The sequence below is a fragment of the Bradyrhizobium sp. 31Argb genome (assembly GCF_043638955.1).
In the GTDB taxonomy this organism is placed as follows: Bacteria; Pseudomonadota; Alphaproteobacteria; order Rhizobiales; family Xanthobacteraceae; genus Bradyrhizobium.
Genome location: NZ_JBEGDB010000004.1, coordinates 69,966 through 85,140, shown reverse-complemented (window position 1 = coordinate 85,140; position 15,175 = coordinate 69,966). Strand labels below are relative to the sequence as shown.

The 15,175-nt window shown below is 63.9% G+C and carries 15 protein-coding genes; 10 read left to right on the top strand and 5 right to left on the bottom strand.

All coding sequences use genetic code 11. From position 1 onward, the window contains the following. Nucleotides 1-205 precede the first annotated feature (205 nt). The gene (locus AAFX91_RS01645; RefSeq protein ID WP_130584397.1) at nucleotides 206-931 is read right to left on the bottom strand and encodes a CBS domain-containing protein; all 726 of its coding nucleotides are present in this window, start codon (nucleotides 929-931) and stop codon (nucleotides 206-208) included. A 237-nt stretch (nucleotides 932-1,168) separates the two neighbouring features. On the opposite strand from AAFX91_RS01645, the gene AAFX91_RS01640 reads away from it, so the two are divergent. Beyond that, complete coding sequence (locus AAFX91_RS01640) at nucleotides 1,169-3,877, top strand: GNAT family N-acetyltransferase (RefSeq protein ID WP_394565357.1); 2,709 nt, start codon at nucleotides 1,169-1,171, stop codon at nucleotides 3,875-3,877. Nucleotides 3,878-4,176: 299 nt separating this feature from the next. On the opposite strand, the gene AAFX91_RS01635 is transcribed toward AAFX91_RS01640, so the two are convergent. From AAFX91_RS01635 to AAFX91_RS01620, 4 genes are all read right to left on the bottom strand, one after another. Then, nucleotides 4,177-4,587, bottom strand: coding sequence for a hypothetical protein (locus AAFX91_RS01635; protein ID WP_394565356.1), 411 nt, complete (start codon nucleotides 4,585-4,587; stop codon nucleotides 4,177-4,179). A gap of 38 nt (nucleotides 4,588-4,625) precedes the next feature. Beyond that, the gene (locus AAFX91_RS01630; RefSeq protein ID WP_130581922.1) at nucleotides 4,626-5,102 is read right to left on the bottom strand and encodes a phage holin family protein; all 477 of its coding nucleotides are present in this window, start codon (nucleotides 5,100-5,102) and stop codon (nucleotides 4,626-4,628) included. A gap of 5 nt (nucleotides 5,103-5,107) precedes the next feature. Continuing rightward, complete coding sequence (locus AAFX91_RS01625; protein ID WP_130581921.1) at nucleotides 5,108-5,380, bottom strand: hypothetical protein; 273 nt, start codon at nucleotides 5,378-5,380, stop codon at nucleotides 5,108-5,110. Between the two features lie 95 nt (nucleotides 5,381-5,475). Continuing rightward, nucleotides 5,476-5,793: a cytochrome c gene (locus AAFX91_RS01620; protein ID WP_282526418.1), complete on the bottom strand. Its 318-nt coding sequence runs from the start codon at nucleotides 5,791-5,793 to the stop codon at nucleotides 5,476-5,478. Between the two features lie 173 nt (nucleotides 5,794-5,966). On the opposite strand from AAFX91_RS01620, the gene AAFX91_RS01615 reads away from it, so the two are divergent. From AAFX91_RS01615 to ccoS, 9 genes are all read left to right on the top strand, one after another. Then, a complete protein-coding gene (locus AAFX91_RS01615; RefSeq protein ID WP_245476623.1) occupies nucleotides 5,967-6,677 on the top strand; it encodes a helix-turn-helix domain-containing protein in 711 nt (236 codons plus the stop codon). Nucleotides 6,678-7,226: 549 nt separating this feature from the next. Beyond that, nucleotides 7,227-8,849, top strand: a complete 1,623-nt coding sequence (gene ccoN / locus AAFX91_RS01610; protein ID WP_394565359.1) for a cytochrome-c oxidase, cbb3-type subunit I — start codon at nucleotides 7,227-7,229, stop codon at nucleotides 8,847-8,849. Nucleotides 8,850-8,860: 11 nt separating this feature from the next. Beyond that, a complete protein-coding gene (ccoO, locus tag AAFX91_RS01605) occupies nucleotides 8,861-9,595 on the top strand; it encodes a cytochrome-c oxidase, cbb3-type subunit II (RefSeq protein ID WP_394565355.1) in 735 nt (244 codons plus the stop codon). Nucleotides 9,596-9,606: 11 nt separating this feature from the next. Beyond that, nucleotides 9,607-9,771, top strand: coding sequence for a cbb3-type cytochrome c oxidase subunit 3 (locus AAFX91_RS01600; RefSeq protein ID WP_130581917.1), 165 nt, complete (start codon nucleotides 9,607-9,609; stop codon nucleotides 9,769-9,771). A gap of 6 nt (nucleotides 9,772-9,777) precedes the next feature. Continuing rightward, on the top strand, nucleotides 9,778-10,647 hold the full coding sequence (gene ccoP / locus AAFX91_RS01595) for a cytochrome-c oxidase, cbb3-type subunit III (protein ID WP_282526351.1): 870 nt from the start codon (nucleotides 9,778-9,780) through the stop codon (nucleotides 10,645-10,647). 91 nt (nucleotides 10,648-10,738) lie between these two features. Then, nucleotides 10,739-12,202 carry a cytochrome c oxidase accessory protein CcoG gene (ccoG, locus tag AAFX91_RS01590; protein WP_394565354.1) on the top strand — a complete coding sequence of 488 codons (1,464 nt, stop codon included), beginning with the start codon at nucleotides 10,739-10,741 and terminating at the stop codon, nucleotides 12,200-12,202. Between the two features lie 20 nt (nucleotides 12,203-12,222). Further along, nucleotides 12,223-12,723, top strand: coding sequence for a FixH family protein (locus AAFX91_RS01585; RefSeq protein WP_130581914.1), 501 nt, complete (start codon nucleotides 12,223-12,225; stop codon nucleotides 12,721-12,723). A gap of 9 nt (nucleotides 12,724-12,732) precedes the next feature. Then, nucleotides 12,733-14,925 (top strand): cation-translocating P-type ATPase, encoded by a 2,193-nt coding sequence (locus AAFX91_RS01580; RefSeq protein ID WP_394565353.1) that lies wholly within the window; start codon nucleotides 12,733-12,735, stop codon nucleotides 14,923-14,925. Next, the gene (ccoS, locus tag AAFX91_RS01575) at nucleotides 14,925-15,110 is read left to right on the top strand and encodes a cbb3-type cytochrome oxidase assembly protein CcoS (RefSeq protein ID WP_130581912.1); all 186 of its coding nucleotides are present in this window, start codon (nucleotides 14,925-14,927) and stop codon (nucleotides 15,108-15,110) included. The genes AAFX91_RS01580 and ccoS overlap by 1 nt, the downstream gene beginning before the upstream one ends. Nucleotides 15,111-15,175 lie beyond the last annotated feature (65 nt).

The window sequence follows — 15,175 nt, the reverse complement described above, 5'->3', positions numbered from 1 at the left end:
CCAAGGCTTCCTCCTAAAAGAAAGCCTTGAATCACGTTCAATCTGATTTGAGAATCCCAAGAGTCCACACGGCCTAGAGCTTCGGTTCTGATTGGATCAGAACCGAAGCTCTAGATTTCTTGTTTTGACGCGTTTTCTTCACGCGAACCGGTATCCACTTCGCTCGAAAACGCTATGGTCATCACGCTGTAACGGGGCCGTGCCTCTAGCCCGTCTTCGCCCACTCCCTGTCGTCAGGCGAAGGCAGGTAGAATCCGGACATCGGCTCGACCCAGCAGAGATGGTCGTGGACCTTCTTCACGCCGGCGACGTTCTCGGTGGCGACGACGACGGCCTGGCGGCTGCGCTCGTCGGTGATGACGCCGCTTAAGTGCACAATGCCGTCGCGGACGACGACGCTGAGGCCGAACGGGCACCAATCCGCTTCCTCCAGCGCAGCGATGATGCGGTCACGGATGTGGTCATCGTCGGCGGTCGGATCGGGGACGTCGCGGGCAAGGCTTGCCACCGCCTGCAAGAGGTTGGACCGTGACACGATGCCGACGAGCTCGTCACCGCGAACGACCGGCAGGCGCTTGATGTGATGCTTCTCCATCAGCGCGACGATCGTATCGAGCGGCGTCTCCTCGGTGACCGTGATCGGGTCCGAGGTCATGATCTCGGCGACCCTGCGGCCCTGCTCGCGAACGAACTCGGTGGCGGCCGGGCCGGGGCCGAGCAGGAATTTCAGGAACCGGCCGTACTTGCGCTGGGTTCCGATCTCGCCGCGACGCAGGAAGTCGCCTTCCGAGATGACGCCGACCAGCTTGCCGGCGGCGACGACCGGTAGTCCACTGATATGCCGCTGCAGCATCAGGTTGGCTGCATCGACGATGGGTGTTTCCGGCGTGACTGAAATGACCGGGCGGGTCATGATCTGATGGGCGCGCATGGGTTTGTTCCCGTTTGATGCGGTTGATAGTCGCAGCCTAGTTGCACTGTAGGTGCGGTGTTTGAGGCAGGTCAACGCCTTCGGCGGGGTCGAATTGAGCAAGCGCAAGGCCAGCTCTGAAACAGGAACTATTCGTCATGGGCCGGCCACCATGGCTGGTTACGGTGTCGCATCGGAGCGCCATCGCCACGCAATCTCGGCACTGCCAGTGCCAGCCGAAAGTCCGGAAGCAGAGCAATGTCCACTTACAGATTGAATCACCTGCTGTCGCCGCGCTCGGTCGCGCTCGTCGGAGCCAGTCCGCGCGAGGGCTCGGTCGGCCGCGCCATCGTCCAGAATATTTCCGGCGGCAAGTTCAAGGGCCAGTTCGGTGTGGTCAATTCGCGCCATGGCGAGATTGCCGGCGTCGCCACGGTCGGCAGCATCGCCGAATTGCCGTTCGTGCCAGAGCTCGTCGTGATCACGGCGCCGGCTGCCGCCGTGCCCGGGATCGTCGACGACGCCGGACAGCGCGGCGCGATCGGCGCCGTGATCATCACCGCCGGATTGGGCCACGGTCCAGGCTCGCTGGCGGAGGCCACCGAACAGGCGGCGCGAAAGCATCGCATGCGGCTGATCGGCCCCAATTGCATCGGCATCATGGCGCCTAGCGTCGGCCTCAATGCCAGCTTCTCCACGCATCTGCCGGCGCCCGGCAACCTGGCGCTGATCTCGCAATCGGGCGCGATCGCGGCCGGCATGGTGGACTGGGCCGCGCAGCGCGTGGTCGGATTTTCCGGCATCGTCTCGATCGGCGACCAGCTCGACGTCGATATCGCCGATCTCCTGGATTATTTCGCACTCGACGGCGCAACGCACGCCATCCTGCTCTATGTCGAGTCGATCAAGGACGCGCGCAAGTTCATGTCCGCGGCGCGCGCCGCGGCGAGGATCAAGCCGGTCGTCGTGGTCAAGTCCGGCCGCATGGCGCAAGGCGCGAAGGCGGCCGCCACCCATACCGGCGCGCTTGCCGGCTCGGATGCGGTCTATGATGCCGCGTTTCGCCGCGCCGGCATGCTCAGGGTCTCCGACCTGCGCGAATTGTTCGACTGCGCCGAGACGCTGGCGCGCGTGGCCTCGCCGCCCGGCAAGCGGCTTGCGCTGCTCACCAATGGCGGCGGCCTCGGCGTGCTCGCGATCGACCGGCTGGTCGAGCTCGGTGGAATTCCGGCGACGATCACGCCAAACATTCACGCGCAGCTCGATGCGGCCCTGCCGCCGACCTGGTCCGGCTCGAACCCTGTCGACATCGTCGGCGATGCCGGGGCTTCGCGTTACGCCGTGGCACTCGAGGCGCTGCTCGCCGATCCCGGTAATGACGCGGTCCTGGTCATGAATGTGCAGACCGCGATCGCCGCGCCGGACGAGATCGCTTCGACCGTGACCAAGATCGTTACCGAGCACCGCAAGAAGCGGGGCAGGGCGGCCAAGCCGGTGCTTGCGGTGTGGGTCGGCGCCAATGGCACCATCAGCGACGTCTTCAGCAGCAACAGGATTCCGAACTACATCACCGAGGACGACGCGGTGCGAGGCTTCATGCATCTGGTGCGGCACCGCGAGGTGGTGGAAGAATTGACGCAGGTGCCGCCGGCGATGCCGGAGAGTTTCACGCCTGATGCCGCGGCGGCGCGCAAGATCGTCACCGCCGCGATCTCGGACCAGCGCCATTGGCTCAACCCGATCGAGATCAAGGAGCTGTTTCAGGCCTATGACATCCCGATGGTCGAGACCTATCTCGCCGCCGATGCGGAGGAGGCGGTCAAATATGCCAACACGCTGTTCGCGCAGGGCATGACGGTGGCGCTGAAGATCATGTCGCGCGACATCGTGCACAAGTCTGATATTGGCGGCGTCGTCCTCAACCTCACATCGCCCGATGCCGTGCGCACGGCGACCGCGGAGATCCTGGGACGCGCCAAGACACTGCGGCCAGAAGCGCGAATTGATGGCGTCATCGTGCAGGCGATGATCGTGCGGCCGAAGGTGCGCGAGCTCATTCTCGGCCTTGCCGACGATCCGACCTTCGGCACCGTGGTCGTGTTCGGCCGCGGCGGCGTTGCGGTCGAGATCATCAACGACAAGGCCCTGGCGCTGCCGCCGCTCGACATGCGACTGGCGCGCGAATTGATCGAGCGCACGCGGGTGTCGCGGCTGTTGCGCGCCTATCGCGACGTGCCGGCGGTGAAGCCCGATGCGGTGGCGACGGTGCTGGTCAAGCTCGCGCAGATGGCGGCGGATCTTCCCGAGATCAGGGAGCTCGACATCAATCCGCTCCTGGCGGACGAGGCCGGCGTGCTCGTGGTCGACGCGCGCGTCGCAGTCGGCATCGTGCCGCGCAAATTCGCAGGCCCCGGGCTCAGCAACTTTGCGGTCAGGCCCTATCCGTCACGATGGCAGCGGCAGCTTGCGGACCGGGACGGGCAACCGATCGACGGGCGACGCATCTTCGCGCGGCCGATCCGCCCCGAAGACGAGCCGCAGATCCACGAATTGCTGCGGCATGTCACGGCTGAGGATTTGCGGCTGCGCTTCTTCGCGCCGATCAAGGAATTTTCCCACGAGTTCATCGCTCGCCTCACCCAGCTCGACTATGCGCGCGCGATGGCCTTCGTGGCGGTCGACGAAAGCACGCAAGAAATCCTCGGCGTGGTGCGGATTCATTCCGACTCGATCTATGAAAGCGGGGAATATGCCATCCTGCTGCGCACCGATCTGAAGGGCAAGGGGCTCGGCTGGGCGCTGATGCAGCTTCTGATCGAATACGCGAAATCGGAAGGGCTGAAGGCGATTTCCGGCCAGGTGCTGACCGAGAACATCGTGATGCTGGACATGTGCCGGAAGCTCGGCTTCGAGGTGAAGGCCGATCCCGTCGAGTACGGCCTCTGCGACGTCAAGCTGGCGCTGTGAGGCGCCACAGCTTCGTAGTCCGGGTGGAGCGGAACGCGTAACCCGGGCTAAGAGCCTCTCGCCGTCATTGCGGCCACCGCTCTCTCCTCCGTCATTGCGAGCGCAGCGAAGCGATCCATGCCTCCGCAAGCGGTGAGATGGATTGCTTCGCTGCGCTCGCAATGACGGGGGTTAGGTCTGATTTGGATTTCAAACAGCGTGCAGCACCGTAGCCCGGGTGCAGCGCAGCCCGGGGCCACTCGCCAACGTGGATGCAGAGTCCCGGGTTACGCTGGCGCTTCACCCGGGCTACGAAGTGATCAGAGCCGCGACACCATCGTGACGCGATAGGTGTGCATCTTGTCGCCTTCGCCGATCGAGACATATTCGCCGGCGACGAAGTGCTCGTCCTTGAAGTGGAAGCCGATCTCGTCGGGCGTGCCGGGCGCGCCGTCATAGTGCAGGACCCAGCCGCCGCCCTGGTGATGGACGAGATGGCCGAGGATGTATTCCTCGTCGGGCCGGAGCCGGACCACCCGGCACGCCTCGCGGTTGGCCCGCCACAGTTTCTGGTCGATCCTGTAGTCGTCGTCGAGTGGCGCGACCATCACATAGCCGGCGCCGGCATCGCCTTCGGGATGATCAGGCTCGCGCGCGAGCTCGAGGCGGATCTTGCGAAACTGCGGCGGCAAGGAAGTGTTGAGGATCGGCTTTTGGGGTGTGGTGGTCATCTCGCTCTACTCGGTTTCGGTCGGCGCGGCGTGCCGCGTCAGGCGTGGTCCTTCGCGGCGTGCTCTGCCGCGGGTTTCTTCAGGCTGTTGATGATGATGCCGATCAGCGGCACCAGCATCGGCAGGATTCCATTCAGGGGATTGCGCACCAGTCCGGAGACTTGCGACTGCATCGCGCGTGCCTCGACCTGCAGCGCCTCGACGGAAGCGCCGTGGATCTCGCTCGCGAGATCGAGCTCGCGGCCTGACGGCGGCCGGAGCGCGAGGGCAAACAGGATCGCTGCGATGGCGAAGTTGGCTGCGCCGAGGATCGCCGCGGCCGCGATCGCGCCCCAGACCTGGACCAGCGCGAAATAGGCCGCCAGTTCGAACATCAGAAGGCCGAACGCCGCGATCAGGCCCGCGAAGGCGCGCAGGCCGAGGCCAACCAGGAGGTGGCGCAGGCGGATATCGGCGATGATCCTGTCGGTACGCCAGAGTACGCGTAGCTGCCTGACGATATTTTCGGTATTCACCTTGGTTACCTCCGCATGACAAAGCCGACCACCACGCCCAGCGCAAAGGCGGAGGCGAGCGAGGTAATCGGTCGTTCCGAAATGAGCTGCCGGACCTGAGTGTCTTCGCCGCTCAGGACCTCGCTCAATTCCTCCAGCGCTTCCTTGATGCGCGTGGCAAAGGCGTCGGCGCTTGCGCTTGCGGTGTCGCGTATGCCTTCACCTGTCGTGTTGAGGAGGCGCGACACATCGATCTTCAGGGCTTGCAACTCGTCGTTCAGATGGGTCGTGTTGAACATCTCGTTCATCCCTGTTGCATGATGAAGAACTGTTACCGGCCCTCGCCACGCCGTGGTTGATTTGCGTCAACCCTCGCGGGCGAGGCGTCATCGCGCTATTCCAGCGTCTTGAGGTAGGCCAGCAGGTCATGGATCTGGTCCGGGTCAAGTCGAAACTCCGGCATCGTCGGATGTCCGGTCTGGATGCCTTCCGCGAACGCCTCCGCGAGGCTCTCGACGGGATAGCGCTTGTGCAGGGTGCGGAAGGGAGGCGCGACTTTGAGCGGACTCTCGGTGACCTTGTCGATGGAGTGGCAGCGGGCGCAATTGTTGAGCGCGAATGTCCGGCCGCGCTGCTCGGAGGGCGAGACGGCGAGGGCCGATGTCGTCAGCATGAGCCCAATGAAAACCTGGCGTGCGGCGGACTGCAGCATTACGGCCCCATCTATCAAAAAGCTCCGCGATGGGCGGAGCGACGGTTTTCAAATTAGCTTCGCAATGGTGGGGACGATTGATCTGCATCAACACCCCGGCGGTGTGGACGTTAGACTGCGTTAATCCGCCGGGCGGCATAAGGATGTCCGCCGGCGGTCATTTGGAGCGGCGCGTGAAGGTTTCTCTCTTGGAAGGTTCTCATCGGCAAACGTGTACCGATTGCGCGGTACGCGGTTTTGCGATCTGCGCCTCGCTCGACAAGACCGAGCAATGGGAGCTGGCGAGCCTGTCGCGCCATGTCCAGTGCGAGCCCGGCACGACGGTGTTTGCGCAGGCGACCATGGCGACGTCGTTCTTCAGCATGCTCGAAGGCGTGCTGCGTCTCTATAAGCTGTTGCCGGATGGCCGACGGCAGATCATCGGCTTCGCCTTGCCCGGCGATTTCCTCGGACTTGCCGGCTCGGCGCAGTATGAGTTCTCCGCCGATGCGGTCGGCGCGGTATTGCTTTGCCAGTTCTCCCGAGTCAGCTTCTCGCGATTCGCCGAGAACCGGCCGCGCTTCCTGCGCCGTATGAACGAACTCGCGGGCCGCGAACTGATCCGGGCGCAGGAGCATATGGTTCTGCTCGGGCGCCGTTCCGCCGAAGAGAAGGTTGCGAGCTTCCTGATCGGCTGGCGCGATCGGCTCGCCGAAATCGGGCATGCCGAGGACGTGTTGCCGTTGCCGATGGGCCGGCTCGATATCGCGGACTATCTGGGGCTCACCATCGAAACGGTAAGTCGCACCTTCACCAAGCTCGAACGCGACGGCATCATCCGTATTCTTACGGGCGGCATCAGCCTGGTCGATGCGGCACGCGCCGAGGCGATGTCCGCAGCCTGAATCCTGTTGCGTCATGGCCGGGCCTGTCCCGGCCATCCACGCCTTTTTTCCCACAGCGGAATTGAAGAAACTGGATGCGGGGATCACGGTTTCGCCGGGCGCTCCGGTGTCAGTCCGGCGAAGCGAATTGCAAGACGGCGAGTCTAGATGGTGACACGTGTGCTCTCGCATTTTTGATCGAAGTCAAAGACGGTTCCCCACGAGCGACGATATTCGAGCGAACTTCAATGGAGGTCGCTATGCCCGCCGACTCGATTTTGGTTTCCGCAGCCGTCGTCTCAGTTTTCGTGGTTTTCGCCGGGGTGCTCGCCTGGGCGAGTGTCCACGTGCCGGGGGCGCGGCAGCCGGCGTCAGGCATGCGCAAGCGTCGTCCTTTCTAATCGGTAGTCGTTTCCGAAAGGGTTCAAGGGCTGGTGCCAAAGCGCAACCGCGAGGGGAAGTCTGATCGCGGTTGATCTCGATCAAGGACGCCGCGGCCAAAGCTGGGCTGATGGGGCAGGGCCCCTGCAAAGAGAATCAAACATGCAGCAAGTTCAATCCACGAAATGGATGACCCACGGCGAAGCCGGGTTGACGCTATTCTTCACAGTGGCGGCCTTCCTCTGCGCCTTCGCCGCGGCCAAGGCGCTGGATGCGCCATTTGCCTTCCATGCTTCGCTCGCCGCCGTGGCCAGCGGCGCTGCAGCCTTCGCAATCCTTAACCGCTATTTCGATCGCCCGGCGGAGCTGCCGCCGCAGGAGATCAACGGCAAGCCGAACTACAATCTCGGCCCGATCAAGTTCGCCTCTTTCATGGCGATGTTCTGGGGCATTGCCGGATTTACCGTCGGACTCCTGATCGCCTGCCAGCTCGCCTGGCCCTGGCTCAATTTCGATCTGCCCTGGACCAGCTTTGGCCGGCTTCGTCCGCTGCACACCTCGGCGGTGATCTTCGCCTTTGGCGGCAACGTGCTGATCGCGACCTCCTTCTACGTGGTGCAGAGGACCTGCCGGGCGCGACTGGCCGGCGATCTGGCGCCATGGTTCGTCGTGCTCGGCTACAACTTCTTCATCCTGGTTGCTGGCACCGGTTATTTGCTGGGCGTGACGCAGTCGAAGGAATATGCCGAGCCGGAATGGTACTCCGATCTCTGGCTGACGATCGTCTGGGTCGTTTATCTGCTGGTGTTCCTGGCGACGGTACTCAAGCGCAAGGAGCCGCACATCTTCGTCGCCAACTGGTTCTATCTCGCCTTCATCGTCACCATCGCGGTTCTTCACCTCGGCAACAACCCGGCGCTTCCGGTGTCGGTGTTCGGCTCGAAGTCCTACATCGCCTGGGGCGGCGTGCAGGATGCGATGTTCCAGTGGTGGTACGGCCATAACGCGGTCGGCTTCTTCCTGACCGCCGGCTTCCTCGCCATCATGTACTACTTCATCCCGAAGCGGGCGGAGCGGCCGATCTATTCCTATCGGTTGTCGATCATCCACTTCTGGGCGTTGATCTTCCTCTATATCTGGGCCGGCCCGCACCATCTGCACTATACGGCACTGCCGGACTGGGCGCAGACGCTCGGCATGACGTTCTCGATCATGCTCTGGATGCCGTCCTGGGGCGGCATGATCAACGGCCTGATGACGCTGTCGGGCGCGTGGGACAAGCTGCGCACCGATCCGGTGCTGCGCATGCTGGTGGTCTCGGTCGCGTTCTACGGCATGTCGACCTTCGAAGGCCCGATGATGTCGATCAAGGTGGTGAACTCGCTGAGCCACTACACCGACTGGACCATCGGCCACGTTCACTCCGGTGCGCTGGGCTGGGTCGGCTTCGTCTCCTTCGGCGCGCTGTATTGCCTGGTGCCGTGGCTGTGGGGCCGCAAGCAACTGTACAGCCTCAAGCTCGTCAACTGGCACTTCTGGATCTCGACCATCGGCATCGTGCTCTACATCTCCGCGATGTGGGTCTCGGGAATCCTGCAGGGCCTGATGTGGCGCGCCTACACCTCGCTCGGCTTCCTCGAATATTCCTTCATCGAGACCGTGGAAGCGATGCATCCCTTCTACATCATCCGCGCCGCCGGCGGCGCGCTGTTCCTGATCGGCTCGCTGATCATGGCCTATAACCTCTGGATGACGGTGCGGGTAGGCGAGGTCGAAGTCACCACGCCGCTCGCGCTGCAGCCGGCGGAATAAGGAGCGTCAAGATGTCCTTCTGGACCCGCCACCAAATCTTTGAAAAGAACTCGATCATCCTGATCGCGGGCATCCTGGTCGTGATCGCGATCGGCGGCCTGGTCGAGATCACGCCGCTGTTCTATCTCAAGAGCACGATCGAGGTGGTCGACGGCGTCAGGCCGTATACCCCGCTCGAACTCGCTGGCCGCAACATCTATGTGCGCGAAGGCTGCTATCTCTGTCACTCGCAGATGATCCGGCCATTGCGTGACGAAGTCGAGCGCTACGGTCACTTCTCGCTCGCCGCCGAGAGCATGTACGACCATCCGTTCCAGTGGGGCTCCAAGCGTACCGGGCCTGACCTGGCGCGGGTTGGCGCCAAATATTCGGATGAGTGGCACGTCACGCACCTGACCAATCCGCGCGCGATCGTGCCGCAGTCGGTGATGCCGGGCTATCCCTTCCTGGCAAAGACTGAGCTCGATCCCGAGGCGATTGCCGATCACCTCAGGACCAACCGCGCGGTCGGCGTGCCCTATACCGACGAGCAGATCGCGAACGCGGTGGCTGACCTGAAAGCGCAGGCTGATCCAGACAATGCCGGCAGCGACGCGTTTGCAAAACGCTATCCGAAGGCCGTGGTCCGCAATTTCGACGGCAAGGGCGGGGTGCCGACCGAGATGGATGCGCTGGTTGCCTACCTGCAGATGCTCGGCACGCTGGTCGACTTCAAGATCTACAACGAAAAAGCCAATCTTCGCTGAGAGGCCGGACGATGAAAGCAATTCTGACAGTTCACAATCTGGCGTCGAACCTCGTGACGAGCGTGTGGACGCCGATCTTCGTCGCCCTGTTCGTCGCGATCGTGATCTATGCGCTCTGGCCCCGCAACCAGGCCGCCTTCGATGAGGCATCGCGGATACCGTTGCGGGAGGAGTGAGAGACCATGGCTGAAACCGAACTCGATCAAGTCTCCGGCAAGACCACGACCGGTCACCAGTGGGACGGCATCAAGGAACTCAACACGCCGCTGCCGCGCTGGTGGGTGTTGACGTTCTACGCCACCATCATCTGGGCGATCGGCTACTGGGTGGTGTACCCGGCATGGCCGCTGTTGTGGAGCAACACCACCGGGCTGATCAACTATTCGTCGCGCGCCGATGTCGGCGTCGAGCTGGCCAACCTCGAGAAGATCCGCGGCGACAAGATGGTCGCGCTCGGCGCGGCGTCGCTGGAAGACATCGAGAAGGACCCGGCGCTGCTGGCGCTCGCGCGTGCCCGCGGCAAGGCGGCCTTCGGCGACAATTGCGCGCCGTGCCACGGCTCGGGCGGCGCCGGCGCCAAGGGCTTTCCGAACCTGAACGACGACGACTGGCTGTGGGGCGGCTCGCTTGAGCAGATTCAGCAGACCATCCAGTTTGGCGCGCGCTCGGGCAATGCCAAGGCGCATGAGGGCGCGATGCTCGCCTTCGGCAAGGATGGCATCCTGAAGAAGGACGAGATCGTCACGGTCGCCAACTACGTCCGTTCGCTCTCGGGCCTGCCGACGAGCCAGGGCTACAATGCCGCCGCCGGGGCCAAGCTGTTCGCCGATAATTGCTCGGCCTGCCACGGCGAGAACGGCAAGGGCAACCAGGACCTCGGTGCGCCCGATCTCACCGACAAGATCTGGCTCTACGGCTCTGATGAGGCCACCGTGATCGAGACCATCACCAACGGCCGTTCCGGCGTGATGCCGGCCTGGGTCGGCCGGCTCGATCCGTCCACCATCAAGGCGCTTGCGGTCTACGTGCATACGCTGGGCGGCGGCAAATAAGCGGCGAATAGGCCGCCTGTTTGCGCTGGATCAACCAGGTCACGGGGGGAGGGGTTAGCCTCTCCCTGTGATGCCAGAAGAAGCCCGGCCCATGAACAAGATCGTCCAGATAGACCCTGACCAAGTCGAAGACGTCGGGCCGCTTTATGCGGCCCGCAAGAAGGTCTACCCGCAGAAGGTCTCCGGGACCTTCCGCGGGATCAAATGGGGCCTGATGGCGTTCTGCCTCGGCGTCTATTATTTCCTGCCTTTCGTACGCTGGAATCGCGGGCTCGGCGCGCCCGACCAAGCGGTGCTGATCGACCTGCCGAACAGCCGCTTCTATTTCTTTTTCATCGAGCTGTGGCCGCAGGAAGTCTACTACTTCACTGGCCTCTTGATCCTCGCCGCGATCACGCTGTTCCTGATGAACTCGGTCGGGGGCCGCATCTGGTGCGGCTATCTCTGCCCGCAGACGGTCTGGACCGACCTGTTCTATGCGGTCGAGCGCCTGGTCGAGGGTGACCGGCGCGAGCGGATGAAGAAGGATGCCTCCGCCCATCGCTGGACATTGGAACGCATCTCCGAGCTCGTGCTCAAGCATTCGATCTGGCTGCTGATCGCCTGGTGGACCGGCGGCGCCTGGGTGCTCTATTTCACCGACGCGCCGACGCTCGTCAAAGAGCTCGTCACCTTCCAGGCGCCGGCGATCGCCTATATCTGGATCGCGATCCTGACCACGACGACCTATCTGCTCGCCGGCTTCATGCGCGAGCAGGTCTGCGTCTATATGTGCCCGTGGCCGCGCATCCAGGCGGCGCTGACGGATGAATGGGCGCTCAACGTCACCTACCGCTACGATCGCGGCGAAAAGCGGATGTCGGTGAAGAAGGCGAACGACCTGCGTGCGCTTGGCCAGCACGCCGGCGACTGCGTCGACTGCTATCAATGCGTCGCCGTCTGTCCGGTCGGTATCGATATCCGTAACGGGCCGCAGCTCGACTGCATCCAGTGCGGGTTGTGCATCGACGCCTGCGACAATGTGATGAAGAAGATCAACCGGCCGACCCGGCTGATCGGCTACGACAACGACATCAACATCCAGCGCCGGATCGAAGGCAAAGCGCCGATCTACCGCATCGTGCGGCCGCGCACTATCATCTACACCGCTATGATCGCGCTTGTCGGCGGGATCATGCTCTATACGCTCGCGACGCGTTCGCTGCTCGACATCAACGTGCTGCACGATCGTAACCCGGTCGCGGTGAAGCTGAGCGACGGCTCGATCCGCAACGCCTATACGGTCCGCTTCCTCAACAAGCGCGGCTTCGACCGCGTGGTGGCGATCGACATCGACGGCCCGCAGGATGCCAAGCTCCATGTCGTCGGCGGCGACTCGATCACGCCCGATCGTCCCACGATCGTGCTCGGGCGCGACGGCACCACCGAGCTGCGCGTGCTGGTCACTGCGCCCTCGGACAGGAATCCCGAGAAGTCGATCCCGGTGAAATTCCGCGTCACCGACATCGGTCTCGGCGAAGTCGCCTCCGCCACCGACAATTTCGTCGCGCCGTAACAAGAAGAAGTGGAGCCGTCATGAGCAGAGCCAGTGCATCGCCGAAGCCGCTGACCGGGGGCAAGGTCCTTGCCATGCTGGTGGCGTTCTTCGGCGTGGTGATCGGCGTCAACTTCACCATGATGAAGCTGGCCACGCTCACATTGCCCGGCACCGACGTAGACAGCGCCTACGCAGCGAGCCTCGCCTACGAGAAAGAGATCGCCGCTGCGCGCGAGCAGGACGCCCGCAACTGGAAGGTCGATGCGCATCTGGCGCGCGATGCCAATGGCGGTACAGCGCTCGAAGTCGAAGCGCGCGACGGCAATGGCAGGCCGTTGACCGGATTGCAATTCACCTCCCGCTTGGAGCGCCCGACCGACCGGCGCGCCGACCAGGCGATCGAGCTGTCGGAAGCCGGCGGCGGCCGCTACCGCGGCAAGGGCAGCGTGATCGGTCCCGGACAATGGGAGCTGGTGCTCGAAAGCGAAGCCGATGGTCGGCGCGTGTTCCTGTCTAGGAACCGCGTGGTGCTGAATTAAGAGGGCGTGATGCAGGCGACACGGGACTTTTCGCACTACGTCAAACATCTCGGCTCGGGACTGGCGCATATCGACCTCGCGGTCGAGGGCGTGAGCTGTGCCGGCTGCATGTCGAAGATCGAGCGCGGGCTTTCGGCGATTCCCCATGTGACCTTGGCGCGCGTCAACCTCACCGACCGCCGCGTGGCGCTGGAATGGAAGGAGGGCGCGCTCGATCCGGCGCGCTTCATCGATCGGCTCGCCGAGCTCGGCTACAAGGCCTATCCGTTCGAGACGATGAGCGCGGAAGCCGCCGAGGTGGAGAATTCGCGCTTCCTGCTCCGCTGCCTCGGCGTTGCGGCATTCGCGACCATGAACGTGATGATGCTGTCGATCCCGGTGTGGTCCGGCAATGTCAGCGACATGCTGCCGGAGCAGCGCGATTTCTTCCACTGGATGTCGGCGCTGATCGCACTGCCGGCAGCCGCGTATGCCGGCCAGCCTTTCTTCCGCTCGGCGTTCAACGCGCTGCGCACGGGCAATGTCAACATGGACGTGCCGATCAGCATCGGCGTGATCCTGGCGCTGGCGATGTCTGTTATCGAGACCATCGGACATGCCGAGCACGCTTATTTCGATGCGGCGATCATGCTGCTCACCTTCCTCCTGGTCGGACGCTATCTCGACCAGAGCATGCGGCGGCGTACCCGGGCGGTCGCCGGCAATCTCGCCGCGCTCAAGGCTGAGACCGCGACGAAATTCGTCGGACCCGACGAGATTTCGGTGGTGCCGGCGGCAGCGATTACGGCCGGCGATATGGTGCTGTTGCGGCCGGGCGAGCGCTCTGCGGTTGACGGCACCGTGATCGACGGCCGGTCCGAGATCGACCAGAGCCTGATCACCGGCGAGACGCGGCATGCGGCGGTCGAGGCGGGCAGCGCGGTCTATGCCGGCTCGCTCAACATCTCCGGCGCGCTGCGCATCCGCGTCTCGGCGGCGGCCGAAGGCACGCTCTTGGCGGAGATCCAGCGCTTGCTCGATCACGCCGTGCAGGCGCGCTCGCGCTATGTGCAACTCGCCGATCGTGCGTCGCGGCTCTATGCGCCGCTGGTGCATGCGACCGCTCTCTTGACCATGATCGGCTGGCTGATCGCGGGCGCGAGCTTGCACGATTCCGTCATCACCGCGATCGCGGTGCTCATCATCACCTGTCCCTGCGCGCTGGGGCTGGCGATCCCGACGGTGCAGACGATCGTCGCGGGCGCGATGTTCCGCGCCGGCGTGCTGATCAATTCGGGCGATGCCATCGAGCGCGTCGCCGAGGTCGACCACGTCATCTTCGACAAGACGGGAACGCTGACGTTGCCCGAACTGGATGTGGTGAATTCCGCTTCCGTGCCGGCGGATGTGTTCGAACTGGCAGGCCGGCTCGCGCTGGCAAGTCACCATCCGGTCGCCGCAGCGCTGGCGCGCGCGGCTCGCGCAAAATCGCCGCTGCCTGGCGTCACGGAAGAGCCGGGGCAGGGGGTGCGCGGCAGCTTCGGCGGCGAAGAGGTCAGGCTCGGCCGTCCCTCGTTCTGCAACGCAGAGGATCTCGCTGAGGAGATCCTGCGCCGCGATCCCGAGGCGTCAGTGGTCGCCTTTGCCCGCGGCGAACAGCGATACGTGTTCGCGGTTCGCCAAGGCTTGCGGCCGGACGCGCGCGAAACCGTCGCGGCGCTGCAGCGGCGCGGCATCGCGGTCGAAATCTTGTCGGGAGATCGCGAGCCCGCGGTGCGGGCCGCGGCCGAGACGCTTGGCATACCGGAATGGCGCGCCGGCGTGACGCCATCAGACAAGATCGCGCGCATCGAGGAATTGAAACGGCAGGGCGTCAAGGTGATGATGGTCGGCGACGGCTTGAACGATGCGCCATCACTTGCAGCCGCGCATGTGTCGATGTCGCCGATCTCGGCCGCGCATCTGAGTCAGGCGACCGCCGATCTCGTCTTCCTCGGCAAGCCGCTGGCGCCGGTGATCGCGGCCATCGACTATTCGCGGAAAGCGCTGCGGCTGATGCGGCAGAACCTCTATCTCGCCGTCGGCTACAATTTCCTCGCCGTGCCGATCGCGATCCTGGGCTTCGTCACGCCGCTGATCGCGGCCGCGGCGATGTCGGGCTCCTCGATCCTGGTGATGCTGAACGCGCTGCGCGGACGTCGGGTGCGGCAGGAGGTGGTGTGATGGAAGTGATCGCGTTCCTGGTGCCGCTGGCGCTGCTGCTCGGCCTGTTTGGATTGCTCGGATTCCTCTGGTCGTTGAAGAACGGCCAGTACGATGATCTCGAGGGCGCCGCCTGGCGGGCGATCTCCGACGATGACGAGACGCCAACAACCCCGGGGCCGTCGACCGCGCATCGTGGCGTTTGATCTGGCGCAATGACGGTGGCTTCGCGCGGCCCGATAGTGAACCTGATGAAAAACTGCGGGAGGGT

Bases quoted from the DNA above. Each gene is read 5' to 3' on its own strand.
- AAFX91_RS01645 (WP_130584397.1), bottom strand. From the start codon at position 931: ATGCGCGCCCATCAGATCATGACCCGCCCGGTCATTTCAGTCACGCCG.
- AAFX91_RS01640 (WP_394565357.1), top strand. From the start codon at position 1,169: ATGTCCACTTACAGATTGAATCACCTGCTGTCGCCGCGCTCGGTCGCG.
- AAFX91_RS01635 (WP_394565356.1), bottom strand. From the start codon at position 4,587: ATGACCACCACACCCCAAAAGCCGATCCTCAACACTTCCTTGCCGCCG.
- AAFX91_RS01625 (WP_130581921.1), bottom strand. From the start codon at position 5,380: ATGTTCAACACGACCCATCTGAACGACGAGTTGCAAGCCCTGAAGATC.
- AAFX91_RS01620 (WP_282526418.1), bottom strand. From the start codon at position 5,793: ATGCTGCAGTCCGCCGCACGCCAGGTTTTCATTGGGCTCATGCTGACG.
- ccoN (WP_394565359.1), top strand. From the start codon at position 7,227: ATGACCCACGGCGAAGCCGGGTTGACGCTATTCTTCACAGTGGCGGCC.
- ccoO (WP_394565355.1), top strand. From the start codon at position 8,861: ATGTCCTTCTGGACCCGCCACCAAATCTTTGAAAAGAACTCGATCATC.
- AAFX91_RS01600 (WP_130581917.1), top strand. From the start codon at position 9,607: ATGAAAGCAATTCTGACAGTTCACAATCTGGCGTCGAACCTCGTGACG.
- ccoP (WP_282526351.1), top strand. From the start codon at position 9,778: ATGGCTGAAACCGAACTCGATCAAGTCTCCGGCAAGACCACGACCGGT.
- ccoG (WP_394565354.1), top strand. From the start codon at position 10,739: ATGAACAAGATCGTCCAGATAGACCCTGACCAAGTCGAAGACGTCGGG.
- AAFX91_RS01585 (WP_130581914.1), top strand. From the start codon at position 12,223: ATGAGCAGAGCCAGTGCATCGCCGAAGCCGCTGACCGGGGGCAAGGTC.
- AAFX91_RS01580 (WP_394565353.1), top strand. From the start codon at position 12,733: ATGCAGGCGACACGGGACTTTTCGCACTACGTCAAACATCTCGGCTCG.
- ccoS (WP_130581912.1), top strand. From the start codon at position 14,925: ATGGAAGTGATCGCGTTCCTGGTGCCGCTGGCGCTGCTGCTCGGCCTG.